General features: G+C 42.2%; 18 protein-coding genes. 4 read left to right on the forward strand and 14 right to left on the reverse strand.

The window, feature by feature from the left end; genetic code table 11:
• Positions 1-52 precede the first annotated feature (52 nt).
• Positions 53-1,471: a SpoVR family protein gene (locus DMO16_RS11850; protein WP_061967092.1), complete on the reverse strand. Its 1,419-nt coding sequence runs from the start codon at positions 1,469-1,471 to the stop codon at positions 53-55.
• Positions 1,472-1,615: 144 nt separating this feature from the next.
• On the opposite strand from DMO16_RS11850, the gene DMO16_RS11855 reads away from it, so the two are divergent.
• Together DMO16_RS11855 and DMO16_RS25180 are read left to right on the forward strand one after the other, a co-directional pair.
• On the forward strand, positions 1,616-2,323 hold the full coding sequence (locus DMO16_RS11855; protein ID WP_129477626.1) for a DUF421 domain-containing protein: 708 nt from the start codon (positions 1,616-1,618) through the stop codon (positions 2,321-2,323).
• A 115-nt stretch (positions 2,324-2,438) separates the two neighbouring features.
• Entirely contained in the window at positions 2,439-2,561 is a 123-nt protein-coding gene (locus DMO16_RS25180) for a hypothetical protein (RefSeq protein ID WP_276203817.1), read from the forward strand.
• A gap of 43 nt (positions 2,562-2,604) precedes the next feature.
• Here the strand turns inward: DMO16_RS25180 and DMO16_RS11860 are convergent, their stop codons facing one another.
• The 11 genes from DMO16_RS11860 to DMO16_RS11910 form a co-directional block, all read right to left on the reverse strand.
• Positions 2,605-3,657: a hypothetical protein gene (locus DMO16_RS11860; RefSeq protein ID WP_129477628.1), complete on the reverse strand. Its 1,053-nt coding sequence runs from the start codon at positions 3,655-3,657 to the stop codon at positions 2,605-2,607.
• Positions 3,658-3,725: 68 nt separating this feature from the next.
• Entirely contained in the window at positions 3,726-4,445 is a 720-nt protein-coding gene (locus tag DMO16_RS11865; protein WP_129477630.1) for a DedA family protein, read from the reverse strand.
• Positions 4,446-4,494: 49 nt separating this feature from the next.
• Complete coding sequence (gene corA, locus DMO16_RS11870; protein ID WP_129477632.1) at positions 4,495-5,451, reverse strand: magnesium/cobalt transporter CorA; 957 nt, start codon at positions 5,449-5,451, stop codon at positions 4,495-4,497.
• 30 nt (positions 5,452-5,481) lie between these two features.
• Entirely contained in the window at positions 5,482-6,609 is a 1,128-nt protein-coding gene (locus DMO16_RS11875; RefSeq protein ID WP_129477634.1) for an MGDG synthase family glycosyltransferase, read from the reverse strand.
• A gap of 23 nt (positions 6,610-6,632) precedes the next feature.
• Positions 6,633-7,211 (reverse strand): DedA family protein, encoded by a 579-nt coding sequence (locus DMO16_RS11880; RefSeq protein WP_129477636.1) that lies wholly within the window; start codon positions 7,209-7,211, stop codon positions 6,633-6,635.
• Position 7,212: 1 nt separating this feature from the next.
• Positions 7,213-7,932, reverse strand: coding sequence for a polysaccharide deacetylase family protein (locus DMO16_RS11885; protein WP_129477638.1), 720 nt, complete (start codon positions 7,930-7,932; stop codon positions 7,213-7,215).
• On the reverse strand, positions 7,929-8,477 hold the full coding sequence (locus DMO16_RS11890) for a Chromate resistance protein ChrB (protein WP_129477640.1): 549 nt from the start codon (positions 8,475-8,477) through the stop codon (positions 7,929-7,931). The genes DMO16_RS11885 and DMO16_RS11890 overlap by 4 nt, the downstream gene beginning before the upstream one ends.
• A gap of 413 nt (positions 8,478-8,890) precedes the next feature.
• Entirely contained in the window at positions 8,891-10,258 is a 1,368-nt protein-coding gene (locus tag DMO16_RS11895) for a TrkH family potassium uptake protein (protein ID WP_129477642.1), read from the reverse strand.
• A gap of 111 nt (positions 10,259-10,369) precedes the next feature.
• On the reverse strand, positions 10,370-11,251 hold the full coding sequence (locus DMO16_RS11900; protein WP_061967068.1) for a YitT family protein: 882 nt from the start codon (positions 11,249-11,251) through the stop codon (positions 10,370-10,372).
• Between the two features lie 132 nt (positions 11,252-11,383).
• Entirely contained in the window at positions 11,384-12,649 is a 1,266-nt protein-coding gene (locus DMO16_RS11905; protein ID WP_061967065.1) for a cation:dicarboxylate symporter family transporter, read from the reverse strand.
• Between the two features lie 163 nt (positions 12,650-12,812).
• Entirely contained in the window at positions 12,813-13,046 is a 234-nt protein-coding gene (locus DMO16_RS11910; RefSeq protein ID WP_061967063.1) for a DUF2642 domain-containing protein, read from the reverse strand.
• Positions 13,047-13,234: 188 nt separating this feature from the next.
• On the opposite strand from DMO16_RS11910, the gene DMO16_RS11915 reads away from it, so the two are divergent.
• Together DMO16_RS11915 and DMO16_RS11920 are read left to right on the forward strand one after the other, a co-directional pair.
• Positions 13,235-13,561, forward strand: a complete 327-nt coding sequence (locus DMO16_RS11915; protein ID WP_129477644.1) for a hypothetical protein — start codon at positions 13,235-13,237, stop codon at positions 13,559-13,561.
• Positions 13,562-13,642: 81 nt separating this feature from the next.
• Positions 13,643-14,233 (forward strand): YitT family protein, encoded by a 591-nt coding sequence (locus DMO16_RS11920; RefSeq protein WP_129477646.1) that lies wholly within the window; start codon positions 13,643-13,645, stop codon positions 14,231-14,233.
• Positions 14,234-14,286: 53 nt separating this feature from the next.
• On the opposite strand, the gene DMO16_RS11925 is transcribed toward DMO16_RS11920, so the two are convergent.
• The gene (locus DMO16_RS11925) at positions 14,287-15,630 is read right to left on the reverse strand and encodes a hemolysin family protein (protein ID WP_061967054.1); all 1,344 of its coding nucleotides are present in this window, start codon (positions 15,628-15,630) and stop codon (positions 14,287-14,289) included.
• An 80-nt stretch (positions 15,631-15,710) separates the two neighbouring features.
• On the reverse strand, positions 15,711-15,929 hold the full coding sequence (locus tag DMO16_RS24915) for a hypothetical protein (RefSeq protein WP_240482182.1): 219 nt from the start codon (positions 15,927-15,929) through the stop codon (positions 15,711-15,713).
• Between the last annotated feature and the right edge of the window lies 1 nt (position 15,930).

Here is a 15,930-nt window from a genome sequence, read left to right on the forward strand (position 1 = left end):
TTTTCCATAGAAAAAGCATCACGTTTGAGAACGTGATGCTTTCAGAATGGGATTAGAGGTATTTTCTATGCATGCTTTTTCCGTCATAAGTAAAAAGCACAGGCTTTTCTTCAATTTTGGTTTCCATGTGCACAGGCCGTCCCCATAGCTGATTGATGTAAGGAAGGACCTTTTCAAGGTATTTCACATCCAGTTCAATATCCTCGTACGAGTGCTTGATGTAAAGTTCCCCATTCTTCAAATAGTCGCCGTCATTTACCGTCAAATACGGAAATCCTCCGTTCACTCTCATGCCCACAAGCTGATCGCGTACAGCTTCCCATTCTTTGTCCACAATTTTATAGTCCCGCCCCTGCTTTTGGAACAAATACATATCCTCACGCTGGCACAGTTCCTTTGTTAAATAGTTCCGGATAAACGACATATCGGATTCCAGTTCCCGCACTTCAAACATTTTCTCACGGCCCGATCCAGGCTTTACCCCCTGTCTAAGCAATTCTTCATCGGGGTTGTTATACCGTTCTTCAATATCTTTAAAAATCTGAAGTCCCATGTAATACGGATTGATGGAGGTTCTGGACGGCTGGACCACCCCGGCATTCAGTTTGGCAAACTCGATGGTTTCATGAGAGGTCAGATCCATTTCCTGCAGAATTTTGGCGTGCCAATACGAGGCCCAGCCTTCATTCATGATTTTCGTTTCCAGCTGGGGCCAGAAATAAAGCATTTCTTCCCTCATCATGGAAAGAATGTCCCGCTGCCAGTCTTCCAGCTCGCGGCTATATTCTTCAATAAACAGCAGAATATCTTTTTCCGGCTGCGGAGGAAAATGCTTCTTTTTCACTGGAGATGGCTGATTCCGTTTGCTTCTTGATTCGTCTATGCTCCATAAATCATCATAGGGAGTTTCTTTTTTTACCGGCTCATCTTGTTCTTCATCTTCCAAATTATAGCTCAGCCGGTTGCGCACAATCGAAGGATCGATATGTTCCTGAATGGCGAGCACCGCGTCGAGAAAGACTTCAACTTCTTTTTTTCCGTGAATGATTTCATACTGGGAAATCCTTTCCGCAGTGGCGGTCATGCTGTCCACCATATCCCGCCGCGTATTGGAAAAACGGACATTGTTTTTGAAAAAGTCGCAGTGAGCCAGCACGTGGGCGATAATCAGCTTATTCTGGATTAAGGAGTTGGTATCCAATAAAAAGGCATAGCAGGGATCCGAGTTGATCACCAGTTCATAGATTTTACTTAAACCCAGATCATATTGCAGCTTCATTTTGTGAAATTGCTTTCCGAAGCTCCAGTGAGAAAAACGAGTCGGCATTCCGTACGCGCCAAATGTATAAATAATATCCGCTGGGCAGATTTCATAACGCATCGGGTAAAAGTCGAGGCCAAATCCATCCGCGATTTCTGTAATCTCGGCGATTGCATTTCCGAGCTCTTTATTTTGCTCATCCCAAGACATGCTTGTTCCCTCCTCTATCATCTCTTACTTTCAATTTATGATGGTAAAAGCCATTTCATGAAGAAAGGGGAAAACTTCTATGGTCAAGTATTAGCTTGATACAATCTGTCCATAATAGTTGTACGTTTAGAAGGGGAGACACTTATGGCATTCATCTACAATCCTTTACTTATTTTTTTATTCGGTTATATCTTTTTACGGATTACAGGCAAAAAAGCCGTGTCGCAAATGCACAGCTTTGATATGCTTTATATTCTGATCATCGGGAATGTCATCAGCCAGCCCATGCAAAAGGACAATGTATGGCAAGCTCTGCTGTTTACGTTCATCGTCATGCTTTTATATAAACTGTTCATGTGGCTATCCCTCAATAACAAACTGCGATGGACTTTATTTGAGAGTCCTACCGTTCTCATCCGAAACGGAGACATCGACCGCACAGGATTAAGAAAGGTACGGCTTCCCATGGATGAACTCCTTGCCCAGCTCCGTGTGAAAGGCTTTACCGATACCCGGAATATCGCGCTTTGTGCCATGGAGGACAATGGACAGATCAGCGTCATACCTAAATCCAATTTCCGGCCGGTTCAGCCGGGTGATTTAAAAATAAAGGTAAAACGAGAATTTATCCCCATTCCGGTCATTATGGACGGCCAAATCATTGACCATAACCTCAAATACCTGAAACTGGATAGAGAATGGCTTTTAAAACGGGTAAAACAAAAAGGAGCCGAGGTACAGAATGTGCTGCTTGCCACGATTACGGAATCCGGAACGCTCCATATCGACACCAACAACCCGCATAATGAAGACAAAGGTCCATATTCCTATAAGCCCGGTGAGGATAATTAAAAGACAAAAAGCCAGGAATGATCACGAATATAGTAATGGCATTTAATAGAAACGAAATGTTTAGAAACCAACCAAGCAGGCAATATTAGTTTTGAGAGAAAAGGAGGAATGACAAATGACCTTTTTATGCAGCGTACTTAGTATATTTGGAATTGCTCTCCTGAACGAAATAAGGCATGCCAACCTAAAGAAAGCACCGGCAAAGCACCGTTTGCCGTCAAAAAAACCAATCCTTTAATGAAACCAGCCCACCCTCATGTCAGGGTGGGCTTTCGTATGATTTAAGTAAGCATCTCCAGCTTTTCTTTGACTCTTTCAAAAAACAGATTGTTCTCATCTACCGATACATGCAGCGTATCGACTCTTTTCGTGAAGCCGTATAGGAGCCTGGCCGTTTCCGGTGTTTTCAATTTCATTTCAAATGCTGGCTTTTCTTTTGAAAATTCCTGAGGAAGAGCGTCAAAAGTACGCCGCTGCTCTTCTTTAGAAAGGTGTTCCGGCCCCCTGAAGTGTTCAATGCTCTGAATATTTGAGAATTGTACCCTGAGGCCCTGGGCAAGTCCCGATTGTAAAATCAGCTCGTAGTCATCCAGGAGAATCGGACAAGTACGAATCACTTGAATATCAGCAACAAGATATAGAAGGGTATAGAGATTCAGAGCCAATAACAGGATGGCTGCTGTATGGCTCCAATGCATCAAAAGGTAATGAAATCCAACCGACTCAATGAGAAGAGCATGAATGAGCATCAGACGAAAGGCCACCGCTGACGTTTTTTTATGATAGGAAAAATGGTGTGCAGAGGATCTTCGCACTCTTTTCGTCCAAGAGAAGAATGCATAACGGAATAAAGCACATTCAGTGAGCAGGCATTCCATCTTCCTTGTGAGTTTAAATTGGCGGGATAATGCTTCTCTGAAATCGTGCTGGAAGTGGCATGTGCGCCCGCTGTCCTTCCTGAAGGCAATGGTCGTTTTGACCAATTTGGGAACAAGAAAAAACAATTCAGCAGCAATCCATATCCCTTCCATTCCAAGTATCAAACTAGTGAGCCACTGGGCATCTGGAGAATTTCTTGCGGGAACAATGATTTCTGCCAGCCAGTAACCAGCAAGTATAACGAGGGGAAGATACTTCAGCGCCGATTGGCGACGGAAAATAAACAGATAGGCTAAAAGAGGAATAACAATCAAAAAATCGAACAAAGTAGCCCATCCCATATACTGTGGCAATGGACCGAAGGCATTCACCCGGTAGACGGAAAAATTGCAAAGAATAATAAGGACAGTCAGCACACTAAACGAGATTCGTTTTTTATTGATGGAGAAATTCATCGGACCGCCTCCTTCAATTCCATTATATAACATAATTGGAAAGCGAAGAGCCGTTTCACAAAATTGTCTTATTTGGAATGCTTATGAAGACGGGGAAGATGATTTTTACATTGTTTGGCATAGCGCCATGCCCATATTAAAGCAAAGGTAATGGCCGCTGAAGGAAAGATCCAGCTGTATGATCGAAAATAAGAATGAATCTGGGCAATATGTTCGCCATATTGATTTCCAATGGCGAAGTAAAAAACTGCCCAGAGGAAACCGGCCGGATAAATAAGTAAAGCGAATCGGGCATAGGGCATTCGGTTGCTGCCAACAATAAAGGGCATCAAGATCCTTAATCCCGGAATAAAAAAGCTTAAAACAAGGATTTTCTCTCCCCAACGGTCAAGCAGGCCAGATCCTTTTTGAATCCCCTTTCTGATCCGGCGGAATCGATAAAGCCGTTGGACGATGGCTGTACCGCCATACCTTCCGAGCATAAAACTCAATGTTAATACAGAAATAACACCCAAATAGGTGGCAATGAATGAAAAAGCAGGATTCAGTTGAACTTTATCTGAAAGCATTCCGCTGACCATTACAATGAATTCATTGGGCACGGGTAGCCCGAGGATTCCAATCCATGAAAGCACAAACACACCAAGGTAACCATGATCATGAAAAAACTGAAAAAAGAAGCCGTAATCCATCGTCTCTGCCTTCCTTCCTGCAGGCTGTCGGCCATTTTCATGAAGCTCCGGCCTTTTTCTTTTATCTTCTGTACCCTTTTTGCCTGTTTGGGTCACCCGTTTGCCCGTATTTATTTGTAAATTTTTTTATTTAAGCTTCCTGTGGTCAGTCCTGATCAAACCATCCTTTTTTCCTAAACCAGAAATACATGCTCAGTCCGAGAACCAGCATACATCCCAGCACAAAAAAATAACCCTCACGCCACTTCAATTCTGGCATATACTGAAAATTCATTCCGTAAATACCTGCAATAAATGTTAACGGCATAAAGATCGTAGTGATGACCGTGAGGGTTTTCATAATGTTATTCATTTTATAGGAATTAAGTGATATATAATTATCACGGATATCCGAGGTCATTTCCCGGTTGGAATCGATCATCTCACTTAATTTTATGAGATGGTCATAAATATCATGAAAATACGCTTTTTTATTTTCATTGATAATCAACCGTTTAGATTCCAATGTCCGGTACATTAAATCCCGCATGGGAAAAATGGAACGCCTTACTTTCAACAGGTCACTCCGAACATCAAATGTTTGTTGAATGAGAGAGTGCTTGTTTCCTTTTTCATAATTGTTTTCAATGTCGAGCAGGTGATCTTCTATGTTCTGGACAATGGGAAAATACGTATCCACAATTTTGTCCATGATTTTATGTCCGACTTCTATCGGTCCAATTGAAGAAAAATTTTCAATCCCTGCAAAGTAGTTCCACGTAGAGTCCATTTCTGCCAGTTGGTCATAATGAAAAGAAACGATGAACTTCTCTCCGATAAAAAGATCAACTTCTTGGGCAGCAAGAGACTGGGTATGAAGGGCGTGCATAACAAAAAAACTGTAACCCTGGTAATACTCAAGTTTAGGCCGCTGAAGAAACTGCAGGCAGTCTTCAATTGCCAGTGGATGAAAATGGAAATATGAGCTGAGCAGCTTAATTTCCTCATCATCCGGATCGATAAAATCGACCCAATACCACTCGATCCGATCCTCCGCCAGCTCTTCAACAGACGGCTGAAGGATAAGCTCATGATCTTTTGTGACTGCCATTATTCTAAGCATCAATGCTTCCCCCGGTTTATTAAAAGTGAATTAGACTGGCTGAACTTTAAGCATCGGCGTCTCATTCAGCAAATTGAGCACCACTTCATAGGCACTTTTTTCCCGATGCTTTTCAAAATAGCTCATTTTGTTCAATAGTCCTTTCACTTCAGGTTCATTTTCAAGTACAGAGGCGATCTGATCCTCCAGAGGCATATCCTCGTTCAGCTTAATGATCAGTTTTTCTCTGATGAGCTTTTTTAAATTAATCTGTTCCTGTCCCGGCAACGCGGAATGGACAAAAATGGGCAATCGTTTCTTTAGTGCTTCGCTAATGGTGATTCCGCCGGGCTTTGTTATAATCGCGTCCACCTGTTCGTACAGATGGTTCATTTCAGACCTCGTGGAAATATATCCTCTCGGTTTAATATTCGGATGATCCCATGAAGTAAGTTCTTTATACAGCTTCTGGTTTTTACCGCAGAGGACCGTATAGCGGTAATTGGAACCTGGTTTAATCTGTTTTAAGAAGCCTTTGATCTTTCCAAGCCCAATGCTTCCTCCTGAGATTAAGATATGCTTCTTCAAGGCGGGTTTCCCGGAAAAATAAGCTCTGATGTCCTCATTCACCGGAATTCCAGTAATAATAATCTGCTTGCTGTGAATTTGGTGTCGGTTTATCAGCTCTTTTTTCATGGATATATCGCTGACCAAATGATAATCGATCCCTCTTTTTCCCCAAATATCATTGATAAAGAAATCCGTGTACACATTCACAACAGGAATGTCGATCAACCCCCGTTTTTTAAGCCGGCTGATGACGGCTGAGGGAAAACAATGCGTACATACAATGACATTCGGCTTTTCCTCCTTCAGCATGCGCAGCATTTTATGCTCAAACAGAATCAGTTGATGAGGAGGCATTAATCTTTTTTTTGCCGGGGAATACATCACATGATGATAGATCCAGTCATAAGTCCTTGGCATCATATGAATCCATTTTAAATACGTAGTTGATATGACTTTTTCCAGCGGCTTATTCCAGTAGCTGAGAAAGTCGATTTTTTTGCAAACCACCTGTTCATCACTGCTTTGCTCAATGGAAGACATTAATGCATCAGCAACCTGATGATGACCAGAAGGCATTTGAAATAAAGGTAAAAACAAGATTTTCTTCATGGCAAATCCTCCTTACAAACCTTTTAAGCCTTGTTTGTAAATTTCTTTCTGAATACAGTCAGCACGAATAACAGCAAAGCTGCTGCGGCAATCCACGGCAAGTAGGATAACTTGACTTGGTCTCCAAAGAAATAGCCGATGCTGATAAAAGCAGCCGTCCACATACCGCTCCCAAGAAACGAAAGCAGTACATAGCGCAAAAAAGAATACGTGCTGATTCCTGCAATGTATGGCGCCAGCTGACGGAGGCCGGGAAGGTAAAAACCGAACAAAAGGGTCGTAATGGCGTGTTCACGAAACCTTTTCTCTACAGCTTTCCATCTATCCGGTGTTATTTTGATAAATTTCCCGTATCGCTCAATAAACGGCAGCCCCAGTTTGCGGCCGAGCCAATAAGAGGCAAACATACCCGCAATGGTACCCATAAATGCATAAAGAAAGCTCGTACCAAACTCCAAATGTCCTTTCGCAACCAGTACACCGACCAAAAACAAAAATGATTCTTCAGGAGCAGGGATGCCGGTAATCCCGCAAAATAAAACCAGTAAAATGATCCAATGACCGTAGTTTTGCAAATAGGAAATAACGGTATCTAAACTCATATTAACCTCGTTTGTTTGTATTCTTTAGTTCTTCCAAAGGCATTCCGATATATCCTTGTCTTTGGGCATATTCCAGAAAACCCCGCAGAGCTTCAAGCATAACAGAAGGTGCTTCATCATCCGCACCAGGGTTTTCACCGTTATCGTGAAGCAAATAAATACATCCGCTGTGCAGGCTTTTCTTTAACTTTGCGGCCAACTTGTCCTTTCCCTGACCGGCCTTCCAGTCTCCGGTGATCGAGGACCACATGATTACTTGATACTCTCTTGCGAGCAGAAGTGAAAACAAGTTAAACCTTCCCCATGGCGGGCGGTAAAAATAGGCTTTTTTTCCTGTCGCTTGTTGAATAACAGTGGCACATCTTCTGATTTCTTTTTTTAGTTTACCTGGTGTTAAAAGCCAGCTGTTCGAATGGGTTTGATGATGAATACCCACAGTGTGTCCTTCATTACTCATCCTTTTTAGGAGCTCTGGTTCCCTTTCGGCCCGTTCACCGACTATGAAAAATGCGGCCGGTACATTATACGACTTTAACAGGTCCAACAGTTGCGGCGTATACACCGGATGGGGGCCATCATCAAATGTAAGAAAAAATTCTTTTCTTTCCGTTGGCCCATTTTTAATAATGCGAACTGCAAATAGCCTGATGAAGATGGTAGGGATGATGCCATACAACAGAAAAAGAAGTACAACCGTACAAACGCAGTATAGAATTATCATTTCCCTTTTTGTACTCCTTCTAACTTATATTCAGCTTCCGCCAGCGAATAAAGGTTTTCCTCGCACTGTTTCAAGCACGCTTTGGCATGAAAGGATAATTCATAATTAAAGTAATCTCTTTTTAATATTTTTCTGAGCTGCCTTTTTAACCGCATAAGCTCCATTTCGCTTTCATCAATATTATAATAGGCAGAGCTGTTTGCTGCTTCCCTATCCATATCCTGCCCAAAGTGTCTGCAGCGCTCCAGCCAATCCTGGTACTCTTTTGATCTCTGCTCATTAAACATTTTAATGAGTTCCTCCTCGGAGTAATCGGAGAACTTCAGGATCTCCATCATAAAGGATTCACCGCCATGGTCCTTAATCAGGGTATGCAGTTTGGTCAGCTTATTCCCTATGTCCCCCACTTTCGGGACAAGACAAACAGACTGCTGTATATAAAGCACTCCAAGTGCTTTCAAATTTCTCCATATCCTCACTCTAAGTGTGGAAGGCTCCACAGGGACTTTATAAGAAAACAAATACCACTTCCTGCTTTCTTCCATTAAACTCCCACCTTATCATCCATATCATGTAGACATAATAACACAAATAACAATTGTTTCAAACGAGTATGTAACAATTGTTTCATTTGTGAGTGGTTTTTGTTATTTACAAAAGGCTGATTTTGTACCCGCCATAAAAAAGGCCCGGTAATTAACCGGTGCCTTAAAACACTTATGAAAGATAAAGAAAAAGCTCCCCTGAACCAGCGAATTGATTTCCACTAAATGGTTTATCGGTGAAAACCTCTAAAAGTGTATAAGATAAGGATTTCATTTTCTTCCTCCTCAAAAACCTTTCCTTTTGTCTTTTGGCCGCTATCAATATTAACCAAATCAGTAGAAAGGATTTCTAAAAAGGCCATTAAAAAAAGAAGAAGACCCCATATATACAGGTCTTCTTCAGGTTATTCCGACTATTGTCCGATAATGATTTTTTCTTTTGGATAATGAAAATGTTCAATGACGACACGTCCGCGAATGATGAATAAGAAGGAAAGAATTCCAATCCTTCCGATAAACATAAGCACCATCAGCACCACTTTGCCGCCTGTGCTTAAATGCGGGGTGATCCCCAGGCTTAAACCGGTTGTTCCAAACGCGGAACACACTTCAAATACAATCTTCTCGATTGGCATCGGATCGGTAACCGCCATTATTAAAGAAGCGATACTGCACAGCATAAATGCAACGATAAGCACGATAAAAGCCTTTTGAATATCTTCGGTAAGCACTTCACGCTTGAAAACTTTAATCGTATTGCGTCCTTTTGCATAAAACAATATGGCGAGAAAGGCAACGGCAATCGTTGTTGTCCGAACCCCGCCACCCACACTGCTCGGCGACGCACCGATAAACATCATGGCGCTTAGAAAAAGATTGGTGGGCACGGAAAAGTGGTTCATGTCCATAGTGGAAAGCCCGCCGCTCCGTGTGGTAACGGATTGAAAAAGTGAATAAAAAAAGGTTTCATGCCATGTTTTATCCGCCAGGAACCGGTGGGATTCAAAAGCATAAATTCCTACGGTTCCAAGCACAACAAGAATAAAAAACGTAAGGGTGGTTACTTTCGTGAACAGTGTAAACGTGTACCGCTCTTTGTATTTCCGTTCCGCAATAAAGTTTTTCACTTCAATGAGCACCGGAAACCCTATCGCCCCGGTAATAATCAAAATCATTGTCAATACCTGGATCAGGTAATCATGCCTGAATGGGATTAGTGATTGTCCTGTCAGGTCGAAACCTGCATTGGTTGTAGCCGTAACAGAAGCAAAGAACCCATGATAGGCAGCCTCCTGCCAGGTCGGATAATATTTAAGAAAAAGAAATGTAAATAGGACCATACCGATGAACTCAATAATGATAATAAGGCCAAGGATCTGCCTCATCAAATTAACAATACCAGCCAATGTGGACTGGTTCTGGTCCGTCATGATCAATTGACGCTCGCGCATGCCAATTTTCTTTCCGAGCAAAATCCATAAAGCCGTCCCGAGGGTCATCACCCCTACACCGCCAATTTGAACGATGATGGCCAAAGCAACAACACCACTGGTATTAAATGTCTCGTGAATCGTTACAACAGAAAGGCCTGTAACACTGACCGCACTGACTGCGGTAAACAGCGCATCAATAAAACTTAATGAAACACCGGGATTGTGAAATGCCGGCAGACTTAAAACTCCAGTTGCAACCACTACAGATATGAGGTAAAAAAGAACAATAATTTGAACAGACGTTAAAAATAACGCTTTTTTATCCCCTTTTCTTTTGACTCCGAGCAATCTTCTCACAACCCTGTCTATATCAACTATACTTTCTTAAACTATACCCAAAACAAGGATAAATCTACCCTATGCCGGGCAATAATTCAAGGGCTGTTTTCCACTCATCATTCAGTGGATGTTTTTCTTTTTAAATCTGCCGCCTTTTACATCATGAATGTTACCGACTGCTAAAAAGGCAGTAGGATCAATGTCATCAACGATATTTTTGAGCTTGGCTTCTTCCAGCCTGGTGATGACTGTAAAAATGACTTTTTTCTCGTCTCTGGAATAGGCACCTTCTCCGTTCAGGTAGGTGACCCCACGTCCGAGACGTGCAAGCAATGCTTCACCGATTCTCGTATGTTCATCACTGATAATCCATACCGATTTGGATTGATCAAATCCGTCCAGCGTAATATCAATCACCTTAAAAGCAATATAGTAGGCGATTAATGAATACATGGCACGGTCCCAGCCGAAAACAAAACCGGCACTGCCCAGAATGAAAATGTTAAAAAACATAACCACTTCACCGACTGAAAACGGGGTTTTCGTATTAAAGAGTATGGCCATCACTTCGGTTCCGTCAAGTGATCCTCCATACCGAATGACCATTCCGACTCCAACACCAAGGATAATTCCCCCAAATACAGCGGCCAATAATGGATCATCGGTGAGTACAGGAACGGGATGCAGAACGGCTGTCCCAATGGACATGATAGTGACTCCAAACAACGTGGAAAGGGCAAAGGTTTTACCTATCTGTTTATATCCAAAGAAAAAGAAAGGAATATTAAGAACGATAAGAAAAAGACCAAGTTTCCAATGGGTTAAATGGGAAAGAATAATGGATATGCCGACGATTCCGCCGTCAATGATCTGGTTGGGAACGAGGAAAATTTCAAGTCCTGTGGCTACCAATGCAGCCCCTAATGCGATAAAAACCACTCTCTTTAAAAGATTTGTCTTGGTAATTCGTTTATGAGCATCCTGCTGCTGTAAAGCTTCCAAAAGCACTCCCCCTCTTAATTATAAGTTTCTCTTATGGTTTATCTTAATTATAACAGTTTTTTACCACTATCTTAATCAATATGCCTGTATGCCAAATAAAAAAAGCCCCTGTACGGTACAGGAGCTTCTTCTTTATGATGCTTGTTTCACTTCATCAATATAGGATTGTGCTTTGGATTCATCAAACTGGCCTTCCCACTTGGACATGATAATTGCCGCCAGAGAATTACCAACCACGTTAACAGCTGTTCGTGCCATATCCAGAATACGGTCGATTCCTGCGATGAACGCCAATCCTTCAACCGGAATCCCGACTGAACCCAATGTGGCAAGGAGTACAACAAACGATACTCCAGGAACACCTGCAATCCCTTTAGATGTCACCATCAATACGAGAAGGAGGGTGATCTGGGAAGAAATCGGCATATCGATTCCGTACATCTGGGCGATAAACAGTGCGGCAAGTGCCTGATACAAGGTCGAGCCATCCAGGTTAAACGAATAGCCTGTCGGAATAACAAAGGATGCAATCGCCTTTGGACAGCCGAACTTCTCCATTTTTTCCATCAGTTTTGGGAGAACCGTTTCCGAACTTGAAGTGGAATAGGCAAGAATAAGTTCATCCTTTAAAATACGGAAAATATTAAAGATATTAACGCCTGCGATTTTTGCTACAAGACCAAGTACTACAAGCACAAAGAAGATCATGGTGGCGTATACGAGTACCACCAGTTTACTTAATGGAATCAAGGATGTTAAACCAAACTTGGAAACCGTCACACCAATAAGCGCAAACACGCCGAATGGAGCAAACTTCATAATTTGGTTGGTCACATAAAACATCGCTTCCGCTGTTCCCTGGAAGAATTTAAGAACGGGCTCACCTTTCTCTCCAATAGCCGCTACTCCAAGCCCGAAGATTACAGAGAAAAAGATAATCGCAAGCATGTCGCCGTTCATCAGGGATTGGAAGAGGTTTGAAGGGACAATATTTACAAAGGTTTCCGCAAATCCATGTTCTCCGGCTGTTTTTGCCGTGTCTACATAACTTCCGATGTCTGTTTTTTCCAGGCCAGAACGGTCTACTCCCGCACCTGGCTGAAAGATATTTGCAGCAAGCAAACCAACCGCAATTGCGATGGTCGTAATAATCTCAAAATAAAGAATTGTTTTGCCGCCGAGTTTACCCAGCTTTTTCATGTCGCCAACACCGGCTACACCGACAATCAAACTGGAAACCACGATAGGAATAACAATCATTTTAATCAGCCTGATAAAGATATCACCGATTGGCTGCAAAAATTTTGCAACATCATCGCTGCCGTAAAAAATCGCACCGACCGCAATACCCAGAATCAAACCGATAAGAATCTGCCAAGCTAGTCCAATTCTTCTCATGTTGTATCTCACCTCTTTGTTGTAATCGTTAACACATCATACTACCATTTTATATTCAAGGTAATTTACTTGTCAAAGTAAATAATTGCTAACTTGATTTTTTAAGTATAAAAGATAAAAAAAACACCCCTTAACGGGATGTTTAGTACTGATAAAAGACTTGTTAAATCGGGAAAATCGCTACAATCTCGCATATGCGGATGACGACACGGAACGTACAGTTGTTTTTTCGAACACGCAGTACGATGACATCGCGGCCTACTTCTACCAATCGGCCACGGAATGTCTGGTTTACGGTATCTACTTGTACACGTTCGTTAATCAGCGCACACGCTTCTCTTCTAAACGTATCTCCCCGGCGGCCGCCAAAGCATCCGCCATCAAAACCAAAACCCATGAATTACTCTCCTTTCATCATCGATTAAAAGCACAACCGATGTTACTAATAGTTAATGCAAATCCACGGGATTGGTGTGGACAATCATCATGGTCTTAAGCTGATATTTTAAAATTAAACGGTTGTTTAAATTAAAACGCACAGGGAAACCTGTAATAAGATAACTCAAAAGAAGGGATGACATTCATATGCGAAATGCTGAATCGTTCGAAGAGGTCCTGGAATTCTCCAATGCTCACCAATCAGCTCATGGGAAGATGTATCTGAGTCAGAGAGAAACCTCACCAGGCGGTATCCTGTTCAGTGATGAAGATTCAGGAAAACAGCCTCTGGAGCTCGAGATCAAACTTCTTCTGAAAGCAGAAAATGACTCCCTTTACTTCTCCAAACGGTATATGGAAGATGAAGAAGAGGAATTTGAAGAAAGAATGAATCAACTGGACACGTTAAAAAATCAATTCGATATAGAATCGGTAAGCTCAAGTGAAATCAGTGACCTTCTAAAAAAGGCATAAATATTATCGTCTTTAATGAAGTGGAATTGCTGCCTGCCTCCCATCATAAAGTAAAAATATAGGGTGGACAGGAGTGAGACTATGCTGGCAAAAATGACAGCCGTCTTCATCGGCAGTTTTCTGATGGGAATCGGAATCAACATGTTTATCCTGCCTTTTCATCTCCTTGACGGCGGGATGATTGGCATTGGTCTCCTACTTAAATACATCTGGGGATTTAAAGTGGGAATGACGATCATACTGCTCAGCATCCCCATTTATTTTTTGGCTTGGAAATTTGACCGCAGGTATTTCCTAAACAGCCTGCACGGCATGTTGATCTCCTCATTTGTCATCGATTTGCTTGTACCGCTCAATGGGCTTCTCCATTTGCCTGAGATGGAAAGCGCGGTGGTGGGAGGCTTGTTGATCGGTACAGGGATCGGAATCATGCTCCGATACGAAACAAGTACAGGAGGTACCGATCTCTTGGCTTTGTTTATCGCCAAGAGATCTCCCCTTAATGTCGGTATCATCATTTTCTTTATCGATGCCTCCGTTATTTTGGCGGGATTGTACTTTATCGGGGAAGGAATGTTCTTTTATTCCATGGTTACCATCCTTTCCGTTGCGTTTGCGACCAGCTCCCTGACATTGATCCGCTCGGTATCCATCTTTCTTAGCCCGAGATAGTGGATAAAACAGCAGCCTGCCATCACGCTGATGGCAGGCTGCTGTTTTTATATTTATTCTGGATCGGTGATCAAGGCTGGCTGCCTAAAGGATTCTTCTTCCTTTTTCGGGCTCTCCACCTTGTTCACCTCAATCCGTTTAATTTGGTGGCCATCAATTTCGACGATCTTGAAGGTTAATCCTTCGTAATTGATAACCTCACCTTCCACAATATCGGAATTTTGGGAAAGTACCCATCCGCCGATCGTGTCCAGATCTGAATCGTCAATTTCAAGACCGTATAAATCATTCACTTCAGAAATTAAAACCTTTCCGTCCAGTGCGGTGACCTTCGGTGTAATTTTTAAAATCATCGGTGTTTCATCTGTATCAAATTCATCACGGATTTCTCCTACGATTTCTTCCAAGATATCCTCAACCGTTAGAAGTCCCGCAGTTCCTCCGTATTCGTCCATCAGTACAGCCATATGAACCTGTTGCTTTTGAAGTTTTACCAATGTTTCCTGAATAGGCATGGTCTCAAGAACCGTCAGGATTGGACGCAGATAGCTTTCCAGCGTTTTTTCCTTGCCGGACATGAGGTCATAGAAAATTTCTTTAACGTTAACCATTCCAACCACATGGTCTTTATCTTCGTCTACAACAGGATAACGAGTATATTTCTCACTCGTAATAATCGCAAGGTTTTCCTCAATGGATTTATTTAGATACAAACACTCAATTTCCGTACGCGGCACCATGATTTCCTTCGCGATACGGTCATCGAATTCGAATACTTTATTCACGTAGCTGTATTCTGACTGATTAATTTCTCCGCTTTTATAGCTTTCCGATAAAATCAAACGCAATTCTTCTTCAGAGTGGGCCATATCATGTTCCGAAACAGCATGCAGACCAAACATTTTGGTAAACAGCCGGGCACTTCCGTTCAACACCCAGATAATCGGGTACAGAACCCTGTAGAACATGATCAGGGGACCCGAGAGCATTAAACTGATCTCTTCGGCTTTTTGAATCGCAAAGGTTTTAGGCGATAGTTCACCAAGAACGACATGAAGAAAAGTTATGACGGCAAAAGCGAGTACAACTGTAATTGTTTTTGTGAGTGCCGGTGATAAATCCAGCTGGCTGAACAAAGGATGCAGCAGGTGTTCAAGTGTTGATTCACCAAGCCACCCGAGCCCGAGGGCCGTAATAGTAATTCCAAGCTGGCAGGCCGAAAGATATCCATCAAGGTTCATCAGTACCTTTCGGACGGCAATGGCCTTTTTGTTTCCTTCCTCAACGAGCTGATCAATTCTCGTCCGGCGAATTTTCACAATCGCAAATTCAGCTGCCACAAAAAAGGCGGTTAATACAATCAATAATGCTACTAAGAATAGCTTAAATATGTCCAAATAGACTCTTTATTCTCCCGTCTAAAAGAGGAATAAAGATGTCACCTCCTAGAGTTTTTACTGGATAACCAATCGTTCCCTTAAACAAACGGCGTTTCTCCAATAATCAATAATAGGCTGTGAAGTAATGCAACACGCTCGGCAGGCATATGTTTAACTGCCAGTTTAAGTTGTTCTTTGTTCAGTTGCTGAAGCAGAGGTTTGAGCTCCTGAACATCTTTTTCAAGCGTATTGAGCTGCATATCAACTTTTTGTAGTGTTTCGGCATACTCTCCTGAATGTTCATTGAGTGATGCCATT

The sequence above is a fragment of the Fictibacillus sp. S7 genome (assembly GCF_004127935.1).
In the GTDB taxonomy this organism is placed as follows: domain Bacteria; phylum Bacillota; class Bacilli; order Bacillales; family Fictibacillaceae; genus Fictibacillus_C; species Fictibacillus_C enclensis.